General features: G+C 39.8%; 14 protein-coding genes. 10 read left to right on the top strand and 4 right to left on the bottom strand.

Annotated features, from left to right (window positions below):
- From K6C05_RS10180 to K6C05_RS10170, 3 genes are all read left to right on the top strand, one after another.
- A partial coding sequence (locus tag K6C05_RS10180) for an autotransporter domain-containing protein (protein WP_296734374.1) occupies positions 1 to 435 on the top strand: 435 nt, incomplete at its 5' end.
- Between the two features lie 1,063 nt (positions 436 to 1,498).
- Complete coding sequence (locus K6C05_RS10175; protein ID WP_296734372.1) at positions 1,499 to 4,267, top strand: transporter substrate-binding domain-containing protein; 2,769 nt, start codon at positions 1,499 to 1,501, stop codon at positions 4,265 to 4,267.
- 119 nt (positions 4,268 to 4,386) lie between these two features.
- Positions 4,387 to 5,109, top strand: a complete 723-nt coding sequence (locus K6C05_RS10170) for an AAA family ATPase (protein WP_296734369.1) — start codon at positions 4,387 to 4,389, stop codon at positions 5,107 to 5,109.
- A 63-nt stretch (positions 5,110 to 5,172) separates the two neighbouring features.
- Here K6C05_RS10170 and K6C05_RS10165 read toward each other — a convergent pair whose 3' ends face one another.
- Positions 5,173 to 5,349, bottom strand: a complete 177-nt coding sequence (locus K6C05_RS10165; protein ID WP_296734368.1) for a hypothetical protein — start codon at positions 5,347 to 5,349, stop codon at positions 5,173 to 5,175.
- Positions 5,346 to 6,860: a DNA methylase gene (locus K6C05_RS10160; RefSeq protein ID WP_296734365.1), complete on the bottom strand. Its 1,515-nt coding sequence runs from the start codon at positions 6,858 to 6,860 to the stop codon at positions 5,346 to 5,348. Before K6C05_RS10160 ends, K6C05_RS10165 begins: the two co-directional genes overlap by 4 nt.
- Before the next feature lie 279 nt (positions 6,861 to 7,139).
- Here K6C05_RS10160 and K6C05_RS10155 point away from each other — a divergent pair, with 279 nt between their 5' ends.
- The 7 genes from K6C05_RS10155 to K6C05_RS10125 all read left to right on the top strand — a co-directional run bounded on the left by K6C05_RS10155 (position 7,140) and on the right by K6C05_RS10125 (position 16,965).
- Positions 7,140 to 7,934: a response regulator gene (locus K6C05_RS10155; RefSeq protein ID WP_296734363.1), complete on the top strand. Its 795-nt coding sequence runs from the start codon at positions 7,140 to 7,142 to the stop codon at positions 7,932 to 7,934.
- A gap of 36 nt (positions 7,935 to 7,970) precedes the next feature.
- A complete protein-coding gene (locus K6C05_RS10150) occupies positions 7,971 to 10,541 on the top strand; it encodes a hybrid sensor histidine kinase/response regulator (RefSeq protein ID WP_296734361.1) in 2,571 nt (856 codons plus the stop codon).
- A gap of 25 nt (positions 10,542 to 10,566) precedes the next feature.
- Entirely contained in the window at positions 10,567 to 13,797 is a 3,231-nt protein-coding gene (locus K6C05_RS10145; protein WP_296734359.1) for a hybrid sensor histidine kinase/response regulator, read from the top strand.
- A gap of 65 nt (positions 13,798 to 13,862) precedes the next feature.
- A complete protein-coding gene (locus K6C05_RS10140; RefSeq protein WP_296734356.1) occupies positions 13,863 to 14,684 on the top strand; it encodes a hypothetical protein in 822 nt (273 codons plus the stop codon).
- A gap of 49 nt (positions 14,685 to 14,733) precedes the next feature.
- On the top strand, positions 14,734 to 15,246 hold the full coding sequence (locus K6C05_RS10135) for a nitroreductase family protein (protein ID WP_296734355.1): 513 nt from the start codon (positions 14,734 to 14,736) through the stop codon (positions 15,244 to 15,246).
- 439 nt (positions 15,247 to 15,685) lie between these two features.
- Entirely contained in the window at positions 15,686 to 16,156 is a 471-nt protein-coding gene (locus tag K6C05_RS10130) for a low molecular weight protein-tyrosine-phosphatase (RefSeq protein WP_296734352.1), read from the top strand.
- A 179-nt stretch (positions 16,157 to 16,335) separates the two neighbouring features.
- Complete coding sequence (locus K6C05_RS10125) at positions 16,336 to 16,965, top strand: TetR/AcrR family transcriptional regulator (protein WP_296734350.1); 630 nt, start codon at positions 16,336 to 16,338, stop codon at positions 16,963 to 16,965.
- A gap of 347 nt (positions 16,966 to 17,312) precedes the next feature.
- On the opposite strand, the gene K6C05_RS10120 is transcribed toward K6C05_RS10125, so the two are convergent.
- Both K6C05_RS10120 and K6C05_RS10115 read right to left on the bottom strand, forming a co-directional pair.
- Positions 17,313 to 17,546, bottom strand: a complete 234-nt coding sequence (locus K6C05_RS10120; protein ID WP_296734348.1) for a hypothetical protein — start codon at positions 17,544 to 17,546, stop codon at positions 17,313 to 17,315.
- A 129-nt stretch (positions 17,547 to 17,675) separates the two neighbouring features.
- A partial coding sequence (locus K6C05_RS10115) for a hypothetical protein (protein ID WP_296734346.1) occupies positions 17,676 to 18,910 on the bottom strand: 1,235 nt, incomplete at its 5' end.

Below are 18,910 nucleotides of genomic sequence, written 5' to 3'. Positions count from 1 at the left end.
ACCTATTACTCAATGCATCTTGGCCTGGGCAAAAAGATAGCAGTAGCACATGATAATACCATGGATCTGTATGGAAAGCTTTTCTACACCCATCAGAACAGTGCAGGGACAGAGCTTTCAACCGGAGAGCATTATGACTTTGGCAGTGTCAACTCCATCCGTATGCGGCTGGGTGGACGATATACCCACAAAATAAATGAACTCAACAAGCTGTATGCCGGTCTTGCCTATGAATATGAATTCAAGGGCGATGCTACGGCTACATATCAGGAGTTTACAACTCCAAGCCCAAGCATTAAGGGCGGTAGCGGTATGCTGGAGCTGGGCTGGCAGGCAAAGGCCAGCAAGAATCTGACCGTTGGGTTAAGTATGAATGGCTGGGTTGGTAAAAAGCAGGGCTTAGGAGGAAACCTTTCATTGAACTGGAGCTTCTAAGTGGTGCGGCAGGGCATTTGCTGTGAATGAATTCGGCAGGGCATTTGCTGTGACCAGGGAACTCAGGGCTAAAGTGAATTTTTGCCTTTAATTAAGGTGCCGGGAAAATTCCAAACTCGCTTCGCTCAGACATGGAATTTTCTCCGGAATGCCGGTATGCAAAAATCCACTTCTTGACGCCCTTCCTCCAATGGTCACTGCAATCTGCCCTGCCTTGCGGTGATGCAATAGGTTTGGGGGCCAGAGGCAGGGCTATTAAATAATGTTTTGGTTATACGCAAGTGAAGGATGTGCCTTCTCCTTTGGAGTGGCAGCAGGGCATTTTCTGTGACCAGGGCATTCAGGGCTAAAGTAATTTTTGCCTTTAATTAAGGCGCCGGGAAAATTCCGAACTCGCTACGCTCAGACACGGAATTTTCTCCGGAATGCCGGTATGCAAAAATCCACTTCTTGACGCCCTTCCTCCAATGGTCACATCAATCTGCCCTGCCTTTTTGGTGATGCAATGGGTTTGATGGCCAGAGGCAGAGTTATTTATGTATGTATGGGAACCCCCATCCACCGCACGGGTAACGGTGGAGAACGGGAATATAGCATGTTATTAAAGTATGTGTTCCAATCGATATGGTATTAAAATATATTCTGTTCACATGCAAGGAAAGGCACGGCAATGGTGGTTACGAAATACTTTTCGGATGAGGTTTTTATATACCCGAGATAAGTTTAATTATGCTCCTGCAGGTAATTTTGCAGGAGCCTTTTTTTACATTCCGGATAATAGATATTTACCTTAAATGAAGGAATTATATAGCAGATGTCGAAATTAAACCATAACTGAATTGATTAAATTTTGCTTTAATTATCCTGAAAGCAGGTATACTATATGAGGGTTTATAGCGTTTTTATCAGAAATTTTATTCATTTTTTGAAAAGCCTTCGTTTAGCATTTCAACAGGGTGGCATGTATATATGTCACCTGTTAAGTTATGCCAATTTTTCTTTCAACTTATCGGGAAAATCACCTTTGTCAGCAGGTAATACCCATTATCTGTTGCGAATTTTTGTGGCACTGATTATATCTATCGTATTCCTTCCTCAGCACATTTATGCAGATAAAGTGCCTGATTCCAGGGAAAATGTTCATGTTGGTATCATCTTGCAGCCTGGTATTGCCATGCCCACTGGCACGGGTATATATTATGGCTTTGATGTAGAGTACATGTATAAGATTTCCCAGTATGCCAACCTGCATGCTGTTTATCATGTATATGACAATAATGAAATGATGTTTCAGGCCTTAAGTAATGGTGAAATTCAAATGGCACTTGGCATTTCGCCTACAACTGAAAGAAAGCAGCAATTTCTCTTTGCCAATACATCATTTTATAATGGAAATATTGATGTTCGGGTGCATAATGATGATACAAGATTTACTTTCAATAAACCGGAGGAGTTTAACGATAAGATCATAGGTCTGGTGAAGGCATCTATAACCCATGATTGTGCAAAAAAATGGATTGCAGAAAATAATATTCATCCTGTTTTTCGTTTGTATGAAGATGTTAATTTGCTTTATGCTGATATGGATGCAGGCGTTTTGGATGCAGTTATTTCTACGGGTTCAAAGGTTTCCCGGGATTATCGTTCTGCGATACATCTTTCTACCAATAATTATTATCCAATTTTTGCCAGGGACCAGGTCTTGTTAAAGGAAAAAGTCGATGAAGCGATGAACATCATTCTTTATGATGATGGCCTGTATCCGGAAAAACTTTTTGCAAAATACAGTCATTTCCAAATTGAGGAGGGCTTGTATCTTACTTCACAGGAAAAAGCCTATATTGCTGAACATCCTGTATTGCGGGTTGCCATTTTGGAGAATCAGGCGCCATTTTCATTTATCGATGATGACGGTGAACCTCAGGGTATAGCTCCTGAGCTGTATCGCAGAATTAGTCAGACACTGGATTGGCCGGTGGAGTTCAAGGTATATAGATATCGTGATGAAATCATCACTGCCTTGCATTCAGGCGAAGCAGATGTGTATGCCTTGACTACCCAGGATATTATCGCCAGTGAGGAGGCAGGGCTTGCCCTTAGCAAGAGCATTTTTAAATTGGATATTTTTTCACTGAAACGCCCTGATGTGGAAAAGATTTATACTGCTGCCTATATCGGCAGAATGCCTAATAATGTGCAGCATATGATGCACGACCGCCTGTCTGATGTTAACTTTAAGCCATATGATACCTTGGAAGAATGCTATGAGGCAATGATGCACCGTGAGGTAGATGCTGTTTTTTGCAATATGGCGCAAATGAACTGGCTTATGGTAAAAAAAGGCTCCGACAAATTTGTTGTTGGAGGACTGGGGGATATGTTTGCTGAGTGCAGCAGTCAGATGCTGTCAGATAACAAGGTTCTTAATTCCATAATTTCCAAGACTGTAAAAAGTAAGGCAGTAGATATTACCAGCATTATAAATCGTAATATATATATGAAACCAAGTACCATGGATTATATACATAACATTCCTACAAAACTGGTGGTCATCTTCTTTATGGTGATTTTGTTTATTACTGTGATGATTAGCCGCATGATGTATATATCCCATCAAAAACAGGTAAGTGCAGAATTAAGTGCAAAACAGGCTGCATTGGAAGCATCTGAAAGGGCACGCCAGGCAGAGAGTAATTTCCTCTCTACCATGAGTCACGATATGCGTACCCCTTTAAATGGAATCTTAGGATATACCCGCATGGCAAAAGGGTCCACCAATATGGAGGAAGTACAGCAGTATCTGGAAAATATTGATAATTCCAGCAAGCTGATGCTGGCACTGGTAAATGATGTTCTTGACCTATCCAAGCTAGCCAGTGGCAAGATGATGCTTAGGGAAGAAAAAATCATTCCCATGGAGCTATATAACACTATAAAATCAGCCATTACCATGAATGCTGAGACCCGCCATGTGGAATTTAAATCTGAAGTAAGACTGCCTGAAAATATGGTATTATACTCTGACCGGCTGCGCCTTCAGCAGATAGCCATGAATCTTTTGAGCAATGCCATGAAATATACCCCTGCCGGTGGACATGTTTTTTGGGATGTGTCCATTGTGGAGGAAAATGGGGAATATGTTCTAATTGAATTAATAAAAGATGATGGTATTGGTATGAGTGAAGAATTTCAGGAGCATATGTTTGAGATATTCACCCAGGAAATACGGAATGAAAGCCTATCTACCAGAGGTACCGGACTGGGTCTATCCCTTGTGCATAATTTCATCAATATGTTTGGTGGAACTATCAGTGTGAAAAGTAAGCTCAATGAGGGTTCTGAATTTACTGTGAGAATTCCTGTGAAAATGGTTCCTGAAGTGGATAATGAAAATGATTCAGGTGATGATAGCAGCCAGGAATACACCAAAAATATTTCTAAGGATTTGCTGAAGGATGTTCCTATACTGTTGGTAGAGGACAATGAAATAAATGCTGAGCTGGCACAGCTGATGCTTTCTGAATATGGAGCTAATATGATAGATTGGGCTGAAAACGGTGCAGTAAGTGTGGAATTGTATAGTGCCAGTGAGCCTTCCCATTACAGATTGATTTTGATGGATTTACGGATGCCAATATTGGATGGCTTTGCTGCTACGCGGAAAATTCGGGCCCTACATAGACCGGATGCAGCTGTGGTACCAATTATAGCCATGTCAGCCGATGCTTATGAAGAAGATATACAGCATTGCAAAGATGTTGGGATGCAGGCTCATGTAAGCAAGCCGGTCGACTTGGATACTCTTATTAGGGTTATAGCAGAGCATTTGTGATTTTGCAGAATAAATTGTATATAATATGAATTTTACAGGTGTGTAGGTTATAAATAGCTTACACACTTTGTATTTTGACACATGATTATTGAAAAATTAGGGATAAGAGGAGTTTTATCATGATTGATTTGCTAATTAGGGGCCTATCAATTCATTGGGACAAAATCAGTCGGGAAAGTTATCTCAGGAAAATACCGACAGTAAATTCAATTACGCATATTGATTTTACCAATGCTGTTACAATATTTACCGGTGAAAATGGCACTGGCAAATCAACTCTGCTGGAGGCCATGGCTATTGCAGCAGGATTTAACCCTGAAGGTGGTACCAGAAACTATTCTTTTTCTACATACGATGATTATTCTGAATTGTGTAATGCCATTACCTTGGTTAAAGGCTTCAGGCCTATAAAATGGGGCTATTTTCTGCGGGCAGAGAGCTTTTACAATGTAGCCACAGCCGAAGAGATTTATGGCAGACACAGTTTGAAGGGGGCTGAGGAATACCATAAACAATCTCATGGGGAGAGCTTTATTTCTTTGGTACAAAAAAATTTTAAGGTCGGAGGCCTGTATTTTATGGATGAACCTGAAGCTGCACTATCACCTCAGCGGCAGCTTGGTTTACTGGCGGAGATAGATAAATGTGCAAGGACAGGGGCACAGTTTTTTATTGTAACGCATTCACCTATTCTTTTGGGGATACCGGATGCTGAACTGATTTCTTTTGATGGTGGCAGATTACATGGATGTAAATATGAGGATACTGCAAGTTACAGGATCACAAAGCTTTTTATGGAGGAACGGGAAAGGGTATTGTATGAATTGAGACGGCAGGAGTGACCGCATCATGGGTAATTTGACATATAAAGCCGGATATGAGGGCTTATTATTGAACTGTCCGTATTATTTGGGAATGTATTTATTTTCGTGTTCCCGGGCAACTTTATTGATAGCTTCCTCATGACCGGATACTGCAGCAAAAGGTGAAAACTGTGCAGCGCGCTGTTTCATGGTTAATGGGGGATGCTTTTGGGATACAGGACGGGGTAGATGGATAATATCATCATAGGGTGTATTCATGCCTTGTGGCCTCCTATCTGTTGATTTCGTTCAATGGTCATGGCACCCTCTTGTAGGTTGGCACCCTTTAATATGGCATTTTTGCCATAACGATGCTTTATGTCAAGAAGGGCATGCTGGAGTGATTTTTCCTTGGCTTCAGCTTTCTCTTCTTTTTCCCTTTCCCTGGCCTTGGCTTCGTAATCTACAAACAGCTCAAGCTGTTCAGGCTGGGAATTATTTTTTTTGATCATATTTTCACTTATGACATGATTTGCTGTAATATTTACCCGACGTATGAGAAGCTGGGGATCTGTAATTTTATCAAACAGTTCCAATACAGCTGAGGTAATTAAAGCTGTTGAGGATGTGTGACATCCAAGATTTATGGAACCATGGGCCGGTTTGGGGACCTTGCGTCCATAGTGGTCCATATGAACCTCACCATGGTAATGATTTTTTTGTACATTGTCTATATCATAGCCGATATACAAAACTATCTGGTCGGTAACAAGACCTTTTTCTACCAGGTCCAATACCATGGTGTCAGCCATTTCCCAGACAATAAGGCGTCCCTTTTCATGACTGTAGGCGCTTTGAAGAACCTGCCCCGAACTGAGACTGCTGGATGACGGCTGGTATTCCTTGATGGCCTTCATCGTGCAGTATTCATATCCCCAGGCATGATCAATCAGCAGCTGGGCATTTATACCAAATACTTTGTATAGTAAATCTTCATTGTGATAATCAGTGTCCCTGCCAAGGGAGCAGCGGGCAATATCTCCCATGGTATACAGGCCGTGTTCTCTCAGCCGTCTGGCATAACCGTTTCCTATACGCCAAAAATCTGTTATGGGTGTATGGGTCCATAAATTTTGCCGATAAGACATTTCATCCAATTGGGCAATTCTCACACCATCTTCATCCGGTGGCATCTTTTTGGCCATGATATCCATCGCTACCTTGGCCAGATACAGGTTGGTTCCAATGCCTGCCGTAGCAGTAATTCCAGTAGTTTTCAATACATCATGAATGATCTCAAGAGCCAGTTCATGTGCTCCCATATTGTAGGTATCCAAATATGGGGTTGCATCGATGAAAACCTCATCTACACTGTAGTTATGTATGTCCTCCGGTGCAATATATTTCAGATAGACATTGTATACCCGGGCACTGTATTCCACATACAGTGCCATCCGTGGCATGGCTATTATACAGTCCATTGCCAACGCCGGATTGGTGTTCAGCTCATCGCTTTTGTAGGATTTGCCAATTAATTTATGTTGTGGTGCATTAAATTTTCTGCGGTAGTTTATTTCCTTCAGTTTTTGTTCTACTTCAAAAAGTCTTGGTCGGCCACTGATGCCCTGGGCTTTTAGTGATGGGGTGACGGCCAGGCAAATTGTTTTGCCGGTACGGCTTTCATCAGCTACAACCAGGTTGGTAGAAAGGGGATCAAGGTCCCTTTCCACACACTCAACTGAGGCATAAAAGGATTTTAAATCTATTGCTATGTAGGTTTTGTCAGTCATTTTTGGACTCCTGGGAAAATATCCATTGCCTGCCGATGGATGTCACCATGGTCAGGTGAGAAGACATAGAATATATGTTTGATACAATATTAGCAGATAATATACCCATATTCAAGAACATATATAGATAGAACTTAATCATAATATAACTATAATTGCAGGAATTTAAATAAATGGATTGAATAAAGAAGATAAGGGATTTTGTCGTCAACGAAGGTTACTGAAGATCCTGTGTAGTTATTTACCGGGATTAATTGTTGGTTTACAGGAGGATGTTTTATGGACGAAGAAGATGAAGTAGTAGAGTGTTTTCCCGAACAGGATATAATTGTCGTTGCTTTTCAGAACAACATCTTCCTTAATGCTGTGTTAAGGGAGATGGATCAGCTGGATTTTGTTGTGCATCGTGTTCAGCAAAATGTCCAGGATATAAAGAGATATAATGCAAAACCATTGGTATCAATACTGCATCTGCACAGTAAAATTCTCGATAACCAGCTGGATATGAATAATCTGGTAAGTGCTGCACAGATTTTGCGGCAATCCAGGCAAAGCATTATAGTAATCTGTGAAAAATTTATTCATGATGCGGTTCTGAAAACTATACCCGAACTGGGCAATTACCCGTGGTTTGATAAAACTGCAGATATGGCACAGCTGAGGGAATATGTCAGCACTGAATCCATGCGTATAGCAACTTCTGCTAACCGAAAGGCGCTTGTGGTGGATGATGATCCGGCCTTTGCCAAAATGATTCGCAATAACCTCATGAAATACTGTAAGGTCAGTGTTGTAACTTCAGGTGAGCAAGCTTTTACTTTTTTGTCCAAGAACAGTGTGGACTTTATTTTGCTGGATTATGAAATGCCGGAAATGAGCGGTCAGGAGGTTCTGCAGGGGCTTAGGGCAAAGCCGGAAACCAAGAATATACCTGTAATATTTCTCACGGGAATTGACGGCAAGGAAGCTGTCACCAAGGTTTTACGCCTGAAACCTGATGGATATGTTTTAAAGTCAGCTTCACAGGAGGAGCTCCTGTTAAAGCTGGATGATGTGTTCAGGACGCAAAAGTAAGGCACAGCCACTTATTTTTGTGACGAGGTGAATATAATGCGTTTTTTTCAGGACAATAAACAGCCTTTTTATAATTATAAGGGTGCATTATCGATTTTTCTGATTGTTTTGGTCAGCTTTATTATGTGTATGGTGGTATCCATGTGGTCATTATATGAACTGGCCAAGTCAAATACCAGGGAAGTAAACTCGGTGCTTACCTCCCGTATTTACGATATTATCAACACCAGTGCCAGTGAACCGGTAATAGTATCAAAAACCATGGTGGCAGAACCTACCCTGGTTGAAGCCCTTGAAAACGAAGATAATATGAGCGAGGAAGAAGCCATCAATAATATGCGATATTATCTGGCTCATTTTAAGGCTGGTCTTGATTATGATGCCGCCTTTGTGGTGTCTGAAAAAACAAAACGCTATTATACCTATAAGGGACTGAACAAAATAGTCGATCCGATAAATGACAGTCACGATGTCTGGTATACGGATTTTTTGGCAACCGGTAAGCAATATATTTTGAATATTGACAATGATGAGGCGGAGCATAACCGCCTGACAGTTTTCGTAAATACCCGTGTGGAGGACAGTAACGGTAAGCTCCTTGGTGTGTGCGGCGTAGGCGTGAGCCTGGTGGATTTTCAGAAGCTCTTTGCTGAACTGGAGGACAAGTACAGTGTGCGAATTAATCTGGTGGATAAAACAGGTCAGGTAAAGGTGGATGTCCATGATGAGAATATAGAATATGTGTATCTCGATATTGATAGTCTTCGTTCCTCTGATGAGCAGGAGTATGCAATCAGCACTGACAGTGAGGGCAATATTATAATAACAAAATACATAGAGCAGCTGGGCTGGTACTTAGTAGTAAGAACTGTAAGTGGCGTACATGATAGTAATCTGAATGATGTATTGCGGCTTAATTTTTTGCTGTTTCTTTTGGTGATGATAATAATCATGTCAATGCTGGGGCTGATTGTCAAAAGATCGCTGCGCAAGACCCATGTTGCCAAGCGCCTTAATGAGCAGCTGGCTTCCACATCAAAGCTGTACAGTGTGGTCCGTGATATTGATGTGATAAACAATACTTATACAGATATCAAGTCCTTTGAAACAAAGAATGATGACCCTGATGTAGTCGAACATAATGATGCACAAGACTTCCTTGTTAAAGAGATGCATAAATATGTGGATGCCTCCTATCATGACAGAATCAATGATTTTTTGGATTTTACCCATCTTGATGAATCCATGGACGGACATAATGCAGTTACCACAGAATTCCTTAGCATTACCGGCCATTGGCATCGAGGCAGGCTGGTGGTATCCCAGTACACTCCATTGAAGAAAATCTCCCGTATTCTATGGTTGGTAGAAGATATTGACGAAGAAAAAAATGCCCGGGAACAGCTGAGAAATATTTCTGAACAGGCAATTGCTGCCAATAATGCCAAGTCAGCCTTTCTGTCACATATGTCCCATGAAATACGGACACCTATTAATGCAATGCTGGGCATGAATGAAATGATACTACGTGAAAGCAATGATAATGAACAGATATTAAGCTATGCACAAAACATCAATGTAGCAGGCCATACCCTGTTGGCATTGGTAAACGACATCCTGGATTTTTCCAAGATAGAGGCCGGCAAAATGGAAATCATACCGGTGGAATATGATTTATCCTCTGTAATCAATGATATGGTCCAGATGATAAAGTTCCGTGCGGCAGAAAAGGGGTTAGCTGTATCCGTGGATATCGATCCGGATACACCAAAACTCCTCAGGGGTGATGATATACGCATCAAACAGGTTATTACAAATCTGTTGACAAATTCAGTCAAATATACCAAAACCGGAAATATTGTCCTTATTATTGAGCACAAAAAGATTGCAGAGGACAGGGTCCTTTTGGAGGTATCAGTCAAGGATACAGGTGTCGGTATAAAAAAAGAGGATATGGAAAAGCTGTTTACGGAGTTTGAAAGACTGGAAGAGGATAAAAACCGCAGTATTGAAGGTACCGGTCTGGGCCTTTCCATTACCATCAATTTGCTTAAATTGATGGGGTCACGGCTGGAGGTAGAAAGTATTTATGGCCTGGGCTCAAGATTTTATTTCACCCTGGAACAAAAGGTAATTAAATGGGAAGCTATAGGGAATTTCAGCAATACTGACATGATGTCAGGCTATGAATATGAACCTAACAGGGAAAAATTCACAGCCCCTGAGGCAGAAATCCTGGTAGTGGATGACAATGAGATGAATCTCTTTGTTTTCTGTAATCTGTTAAAGCGAAATATGGTAAAGATTGACAAGGCCCAAAGTGGGGATGAGGCATTGCAATACACCCAAAAGAAGAAATACGATATTATATTCCTGGATCATATGATGCCAAATAAGGATGGTATCGAAACCCTTCATGAGATAAGGAAGCAGGATAATGGAGCAAATCTTGACACACCTGTTATCTGCCTCACGGCAAATGCAATATCAGGAGTACGGGAAAGCTATATAAAGGAAGGCTTTAATAATTACCTCAGCAAGCCTATTGATACTAACAAGCTGGAGGATATGCTGCTGAAATTCCTGCCGAAAGACAAAATTCATTGACTTAAGGTATTTGTGAGGGCTAATTATGTATATGAAAAAATTTTTCCATGGCAAGTCAAAATTTTCATACAAGTCTGTAACAACCAGAAAATGGGTAGTCCTCGGTCTGATGACCAGTTTTTTGCTGTCCACCCTGGTTTCTATCTGGTCCCTCAATATTATGGCCAAGGATAACACCAGGGCTATGGATATGATTCTTACGGCCCGTATTTTTGATACCCTTAACAATAAGGTAAGTGAGCCTGTTAATGTGGCCGAAACTATGTCGGCAACAAAACAGTTGAAGGATATGCTGAAGGAGGAAGATAATCAGGATGCAAATGTAACCGAGATGCAGCTGCAGGAATATCTCCAGGGTATTAAAAATACATTTCAGTATGAAACTGCTTTTGTAGTGTCCGATAAAAGCAAAAATTACTATACCTATTATGGCTTGATGAAAAAAATCGACACGGCCAATAACACCAATGACAACTGGTATTCAGAGGTTGTAACCACTGCACAGCCTTATGATGTCAGTGTTGACAAGGATTCATTGATGCCGGATAAATGGACTGTTTTTGTCAATGCAAAAATAGAGGATGATACAGGCCATCTATTGGGTGTATGTGGTGTTGGAATGGAACTCACAGATTTGCAGAAGCTGTTCCATAAAATGGAAGATGAATACAATGTAAAGATCAATCTGATTGATAATAATGGAATCATAAAGGTAGCTACCAGTGATTCCGCTATAGACAAGCCGTATGATGGGATATTAGACACAACGGATGATAATGGCGATGGTTATATATACACCAAACAGGATGATGGCGAGTTTACCATAACAAAGCATCTTGAAAATATTGATTTGTATCTGGTGGTTACCAGTAAGGACATGGTAGGAAATCACGAATTATGGAAGGTAATTGTGTTTAATACTGTCCTTTCATCCCTAATCATGCTGTTTGGCTTTATGATATTACGATTGATAGTCAAAAAGGCGGACGCCCATGAAACAGAAGCATTTCTGCTGACGAAACGAATGACAGCAGCAGCACAGATATACTTCGATTTCAGGGAAATTAATATTATAAATAATACAGTGGATTATGATATTAATTACGATGAGGATTCTTCTGATCAGGATGCCTTGAGTAATGCCCAGGAAAAGCTGTATGATTTCATTGCTGACAATGTAATTCCGGAACAGCAGGAACAGATAAATAAATTCATTGATTTTTCTACCCTTGATGAGCGCCTGGAAGGCCGTAATACCATCACCAGTGAATTTATGACCAAGGATGGGAAATGGCTGCGTGTACGATTTGTTATTTGCCAATACACTCCGTTAGGGAAAATCGCTACGGTATTATGGCTGGTTGTAAATGTTACTGAAGAACGAAAGAGCCGCAAGGCTTTAATGGAGATTTCTGCCCGGGCAACGGCAGCCAATGAAGCAAAATCAGCATTTTTGTCAAATATGTCCCATGAGATTCGCACGCCAATCAATGCTATTTTGGGCATGAATGAAATGATTATAAGGGAATCAGGGGAACATAATATAATTGATTATGCGGACAATATCCGTATTGCGGGTAAAAACCTTTTATCGATTATCAATAATATTTTGGATTTTTCCAAAATAGAAGCGGGTAAAATGGAAATAATTCCTGCTGAATATGATTTGTCTGTGGGAATCAGCATACTTATCAATATGATAAAGGCCAGGGCCGAGGAAAAAGGCCTTACATTAACCCTGGATATAGATGAAAATATTCCAAAGTTCCTCGTAGGCGATGATATGCGTATAAAGCAGGTGGTAACAAATCTTCTGACTAATGCCGTAAAATACACTTCAACAGGCGGTATAGTTTTCACCGTTGGATTTGAAAAACTGGATGAGGAATACATCCTTATGAAGGTTTCTGTCAAGGATACAGGACAGGGCATCAAAAAAGCTGATATGTCCAAGCTGTTTGCTGATTTTGAGCGTATAAATGAGGGGGAGAACCGCTATGTAGAAGGAACAGGATTGGGGTTGTCCATCTCAAAACGCCTCCTGGAAATGATGGGAGCAGAGCTGGAAGTTGAAAGTGTATATAAATTGGGTTCTCATTTCCATTTTGCCATCAGGCAGAAGGTAACAAGCTGGGAGCCTTTGGGGGATTATACCCAGTCCTATAAGGCCTCACTTTATCAGGAGCGTCAGGCAGAGAAGGCGAAGCTGTATGCGCCGGATGCAACAATCCTGGTAGTGGATGATAATCATATGAATGTCACGGTATTCAGAAATCTTCTGAAAAGAACTGGCATTCAGGTAGATACTGCATATAGTGGCAATGAAGCATTGGCCATGGTATATGATAAACAATATGATATTATATTCCTGGATCATATGATGCCACAAAAGGATGGTATTGCCACCCTGCATGAAATGAAGGAGCTTAAAAACAGTCCAAATATCAATACACCTGTTGTGTGCCTTACAGCCAATGCCATATCAGGTGCCAAGGAAAAATATTTGGCAGAGGGCTTCAACGATTACCTGACGAAACCGATTGATACATTAAATATGGAAAATATGCTGATTGAATATCTGCCTGAGGCAAAAGTTACACTGCTTAACCAGGAAGATATGACTTCGGAGCCAGGAGTGCAGACAGTCGAATCACAGTCCATTTTGCCGGAATTCCTGCTGCAAATTGATGAAATAGACTTAAAGGCAGGTACAGTCAACAACGGCGATGAAGAATCATATCTGGAAGCATTAAAAATATATGCTTCAATGGCCGATAAATACGTGACGGAAATTTCACAGTTTATGGATAATGGAGATGTGGAAAATGCAACTATCAAGATTCATGCCCTAAAGAGTACCTCAAGGATTATCGGAGCTGCTGCCATTGGGGATTTAGCCCAGCATCTTGAGGATGCGGGCAAGACAGGGGATACAGATACCCTGAACGATGAGCTGGAGGGACTGCTGGAACGCTGCCGTAAATTAGGTGAACTGCTGTGTCCATTGTTAAATGATGATAGTATTGAAAAAGATGAAAGTCTGCCAATCATATCAGAGGAAGCTATTAATGAAATATACGGCAAAATAAAGGAATTTGCTGACAGCTGTGACAGCTTTGGAATTGAGGAAACTCTTGATGAACTCAAGCAGTACAGAATGGCAGAGGAAGATACACAACGGATAAATGATATAAAAAAAGGTGTTGATGATTTTGATTTTGCAAAAGTATCTGAGCTTTGTAACAGAGAAGTGTAGTCTGGTGACCAGTTTATAGTGGTATCAGTGTTTTTCTATAGGTACCTTGATAAACGGAGGATAAAATGATATTAAAAAAAGCAATAGCTTGTTTTGTTATGGGTATCCTTGCTTTTGCTGTTCTGGGCTGTGGTGATATGTCACAAAATGACATTAATAAGCAGCCAAAAGCAATTAATGAAGAAATAATCAAAAACATTATTGGGATATGGGGTGGCAATGATATTGAGGCAAAACGGGAAATTTGCCGGATTGACAGGGTTCCTACTGGAATTCTCGTTAAAACAAGACTAATAGATGCAACTGACATAGAGGGGTATCTTCGGCAGAAGCATCAGCTGCAGGATATTTCTGTTTCCCAAATACGCCAGGATGGGGATTATGCAATGGCCCATATTTCTTATACAGATGGTTCAGCGGTAATTAATGAGAATTTGGGATTTTGCTATATAGATGGACAATGGTGTATGGGGCTCAATGAAATAAAGTCTGCTGCCAATCTGGATATATCCTGTAGCGACAGCAATATTGATGTCGCAGCTAATATCGGCTACAGCTTTGATAATAATCCAGTGATAATATTGGACTTGCGTTCAAAAACCGGACAGAGATATGCTGCTGGATGGGTAGAACCGGTGACAGCAATATTAGTCACCGATAAAGGGGAATTTCCTGCCCGGAATTTTGGTATATTCATTTCTCCTGAAAGGGTGATTATGATATCCTCGCAGGAAGCCGTACGGTTAACTTTACCATTTAAAGATGCTATAGGTACTCCAAGGGAAATCCGCCTTATTGGTTTCAACGGGCTGGATTCCAGAGGATTGCCTGTCAGCTTCGACAATGAAGCTGTTATTTTTCATCTTTCAGGAGGTGCAGCTAAATAAACTTTAATTTGAATGATATGCAAATGTATCATCAGGAAAGGAAGAGACTATGGAATTTAAAGAACTGATCAAAAAAAGGTATTCATGCAAAAAATATTCGGACAAGCAGGTAGAAAAGGATAAAATTACTGCCATACTGGAGGCTGGTAGGGTTGCTCCTACTGCTAAAAATCTTCAGGAGCAACGGGTATATGTTATTCAGTCTAAGGAGCTTCTGGCAAAAATCGATGATGCGACGCCTTGCCGTTATGGGGCTCCTGTTGTCATTGCAGTTGCCTTTGATAAGAATAATGTTTTTACATATCCTGGTGGTTTACGGGATTCCGGTATAGAGGATGCAACAATTGTGGCGACTCATATGCTTCTTGCCGCTGCCGATGAAGGTCTGAACAGCTGCTGGCTAAATTATTTTGATCCTGAAATAGTAAGACAGAAGCTGGATTTGCCGGCCAATGAGGAAGTGCTGATGCTGCTGGATATCGGATATGCTGATGAAGGTGCAGGTCCGTTGCCAACCCATGAAAGCAGAAAAGAGCTTAAAGAAACTGTTACTTACCTTTAAAATAAAAATATTCTCAGATATTTTCTGTAAAAATCATTAGAGGAAAAGCACTCATTTTCGTATGTCGTATGAGTGCTTTTTTGAATTTAATAACATTTACCACATGTATCATAAAATATTTTAGTTATGTATATGTGAAGCACTTTTTGTATAATGCTAATAAAAATACACAAATTTTTAATAAATGTACATTCATAAAAGTCAAAAGGTATAAAAATCAACCACTTTTTGATAAAATCAACCACTTTTTGTTTTTCTATTGTATTTTTGTCACTATTCTGCTAAAGTTAATCATGTTAAAAATTGATAATGATTTTTAACCATTAGTGTTGTTGGTCACTTAAAGATATTGCAAATAATCTGAGTAACCGACATATGTTTCATTGTCCATTGGAGAGTGGAAATAAGGAGATTGAATTTTATAATAGGAGGAAAAGCAATGACTAAAATCTGTTTCGTATGCCACGGCAATATCTGTCGTTCCACAATGGCGGAATTCGTTATGAAGGACCTGGTCAAAAAAGAAGGTCTGGAAAATCAATTTTATATCCAGTCCAGGGCGACCCACAGGGATGAGCTTGGGGCTGATACCCATTGGGGAACAAGAGAAAAGCTGGACCAAGAGGGAATTCCTTATTCAAAACGCAAAGCAACATTAATGACCAAGGAAGATTATGGCCAGTATGATTATATATTAGGTATGGATGAAGAAAATATAAGATATATTGACAGTATTATTGGTGATGATCCTGAGCACAAGGTTCATATGCTTATGGATTATGCCGGTGAACATAGACGAATTAACGATCCTTGGTATACCGGTAATTTTGATGATACCTTCAGGGATGTAATGCGAGGTTGCAAAGGCTTATTTAAAAATATAATCAAAAAGCGTAATAATATTAAATAATAATAATAAATTAGTAAAAATTATTAGTTTAACAATCTGTTAACATATACGCTGAAAATATATGTTTTCACCGCGTACATATGTATAACTTATATGGACAATTTTATTTTCTTGTGTAAATTGTCTACTGGTGTTATAATAAATTTTAGTATTTTACATTTGTGTGTATTGACATGTGTATGAGCAGAAGGGATGGGATTATCATCAGACGGACAAATACAAAGGAACGCATACTGGAGGAATCGTTGCGACTGTTTTCAACGCTTGGTTATAATGCTGTTGGTGTTGAAATGATTGCAGCTGCTGTAAATGTTACACCGCCTTCATTATATAAGCATTTTAAGGGTAAGCAGGAAATACTGGAGGAAATAGTCAATCGGGCCGAGGAGAATTATCACAGGCATTTGATTCCAGTAGTAAATTTCACTGATGAGGAAATCAATGATTTTGACATTGACCGGTTTACTAAGATTGTCATGTCACAAATTGAGAATTTGCTACATGATAATGTTATTAAGAGCGTTCGTAAGCTGTTTATCATTGAACAGTACAGAAATGAACGCATCAGGATGATGCATATCAAAAATACTTTTGAAAATAATGAGGAAAGAGCATTTATATTCTTCAGCAAGTTAATCAGGGTACGGAGCAACAAGGCAGATGTGGATATTATTCATCTGGCAAAGCTTGTATGTTATCCAATCATATCTGTTATAGACAGATGTTACTGTGATCCTGATTTTGAAAAGGAAGGTCTTACTTTTATAAGAGATCATGTACGATATATCTGGAGAAATTATTTCGAATAAAGTATGTGAAAGAGGAATAAAATCCTTTTTATAACTCGGTGTAATTTGAACAATGGCGTTATAACAAAAAACTAAAATCTTGAAATTTAACTCTAAAATGGCTACTACCTGTAAAACACAGGCAGTAGCCATTTTGGGTATCAGTAGGAATTAAAAATTTTATTCTTATGTAAAATCCTTGTTCTATTTTGATATTTTTACTTCCGATAATTTATACTTATCGGAAGTAAAAACGCTCCCAGATAAATCAAAACTTCCCTATCCATATAAATATATTAAAAGGCTTTTGAAATGCCGTATTTTCGAGGGGTTATATTGGTTTGTTCGTCAAATGTTCGTCAAGGATTTTACCACGAATATGAGATATTCAGTAAGGCCCTTTTGTCTTTAATATCATATCCAACACCTACACCAAGGTACTGACCGTCCTTGGTGATTTTTTTTGATATGGAAAAGTTTACCTGTTTAACACCTTTATCATTTATATCCGGTTTTATGGATACAGTCCTTATAACCGGTTTGTATGCCTGGATATTATATTGATTAAGTTCCACCTTATCACTTTTATCCAGTTTATTCAAGTCTACAACTTTGTCCGGATCTCGTTTGTCGGTAACAATGGAGAAATCCGCTTTATTATCTTTCTTCGCTTGTTCGCTTGCTGACTTCGCTTGTTCGCTTGTGGTTTTTACAATATATAAGGGTTCTTTTTAGATGGTTCTTATTTCCCGGATTGCTGTGGCTACCTGTTTTGCCTGTCCAGTATCAAGGCTATATCCTGCCTTATCCGCAGCTATCTTTACACCTTGCGGAGTTTCGGCTATCGTTTGTGGTATGGACTGGACTTCCACCGGTTGATTGTATGCTCGATAGCCTTTTACATCCTCTTTTTTATATGTTGCCCACTCGGTTACTGTTGCCAGCTCCTTGGCACTTCTTTCGTCTATCTGGGCCAGCTCTTCCAAATCCAGCAGGAATAAATGTCCCATCTCATGCAGGAAAGTACTTTCATCCGCGGACTCAAAGATATTGATAATGCGCTGTCCGTTGGACATAGGAGTAATGGAGCCCTTTATGCCCTGATCAAATTCTTCCGCAGGCTGTGTATTACTATCAGAATTTTGTGGAAAATTATTATAATCGTATGTATATTTCTTGACATAGTAATCAATATCTGATAGTGTAATTCCAAAAGAAGAAGTACTATCTTTGCGAGCGATCGAAGCATCCTTGGGTCCAGCTTTTATGCCAACGGATGTGTAAAACGCGCCGACAGCTGGTTGTTGGTCTTGGGGCGAACGCTCCCCAGGGAAGGATAGTGCTTTTTCTTTTGCTTTTTTACCCTGTTTATCACTTTGTGGAATAATACTTACTGGTGAATAGTAATGCTCTCCTGTGAAGTCATCGGTCATTTCTTCAAACACTATAGCTATCCCAGTATGCTTTCCTTCTGCGGGTTTGTGAAACAAGAATCTGTTTACAGTTTCTTTGCTTGCAGGCTCAAGACTTTCATTCGCTGTAATAAACTGATAATTTGTAAGTATATCAAGTAAAAGCGTAAACGGATTCACATTTCCTGACTCATCAGTGTACCCTTTAGCTTTTAAAAACTCATAATGTTTTGTTACTAAATGTGTCCAACCGAATCCACGATTTTTTCCATATTTGAAACCAATTTGCAGTCTTATTGGTAGGGCTTTAATAACAAAACCGTTTTCAGCTACCATTTCTTTTTCAATATGTGCTATATCAGGAGAGCCGTTATATAAAATGTATTTTTTATTTTCCGGCCTCATAGCCGCTGCCTGATAATAGATATTAGGGTTATTAGCATCATAGTTGCCGTTGTTATCAGTGGCAGACTTTATTTGGTTGGACTCAAAAACGATATATTCCTCATTATCATTATTCACCCCATCAAAGCCTTGTTTTGCTAGCAAGTCTC

The organism is Anaerovibrio sp., assembly GCF_024697385.1.
Taxonomy (GTDB): domain Bacteria; phylum Bacillota; class Negativicutes; order Selenomonadales; family Selenomonadaceae; genus Anaerovibrio.
Note: the sequence above shows the minus strand (reverse complement) of the source record. Positions and strands in the feature narration are given on the sequence as shown.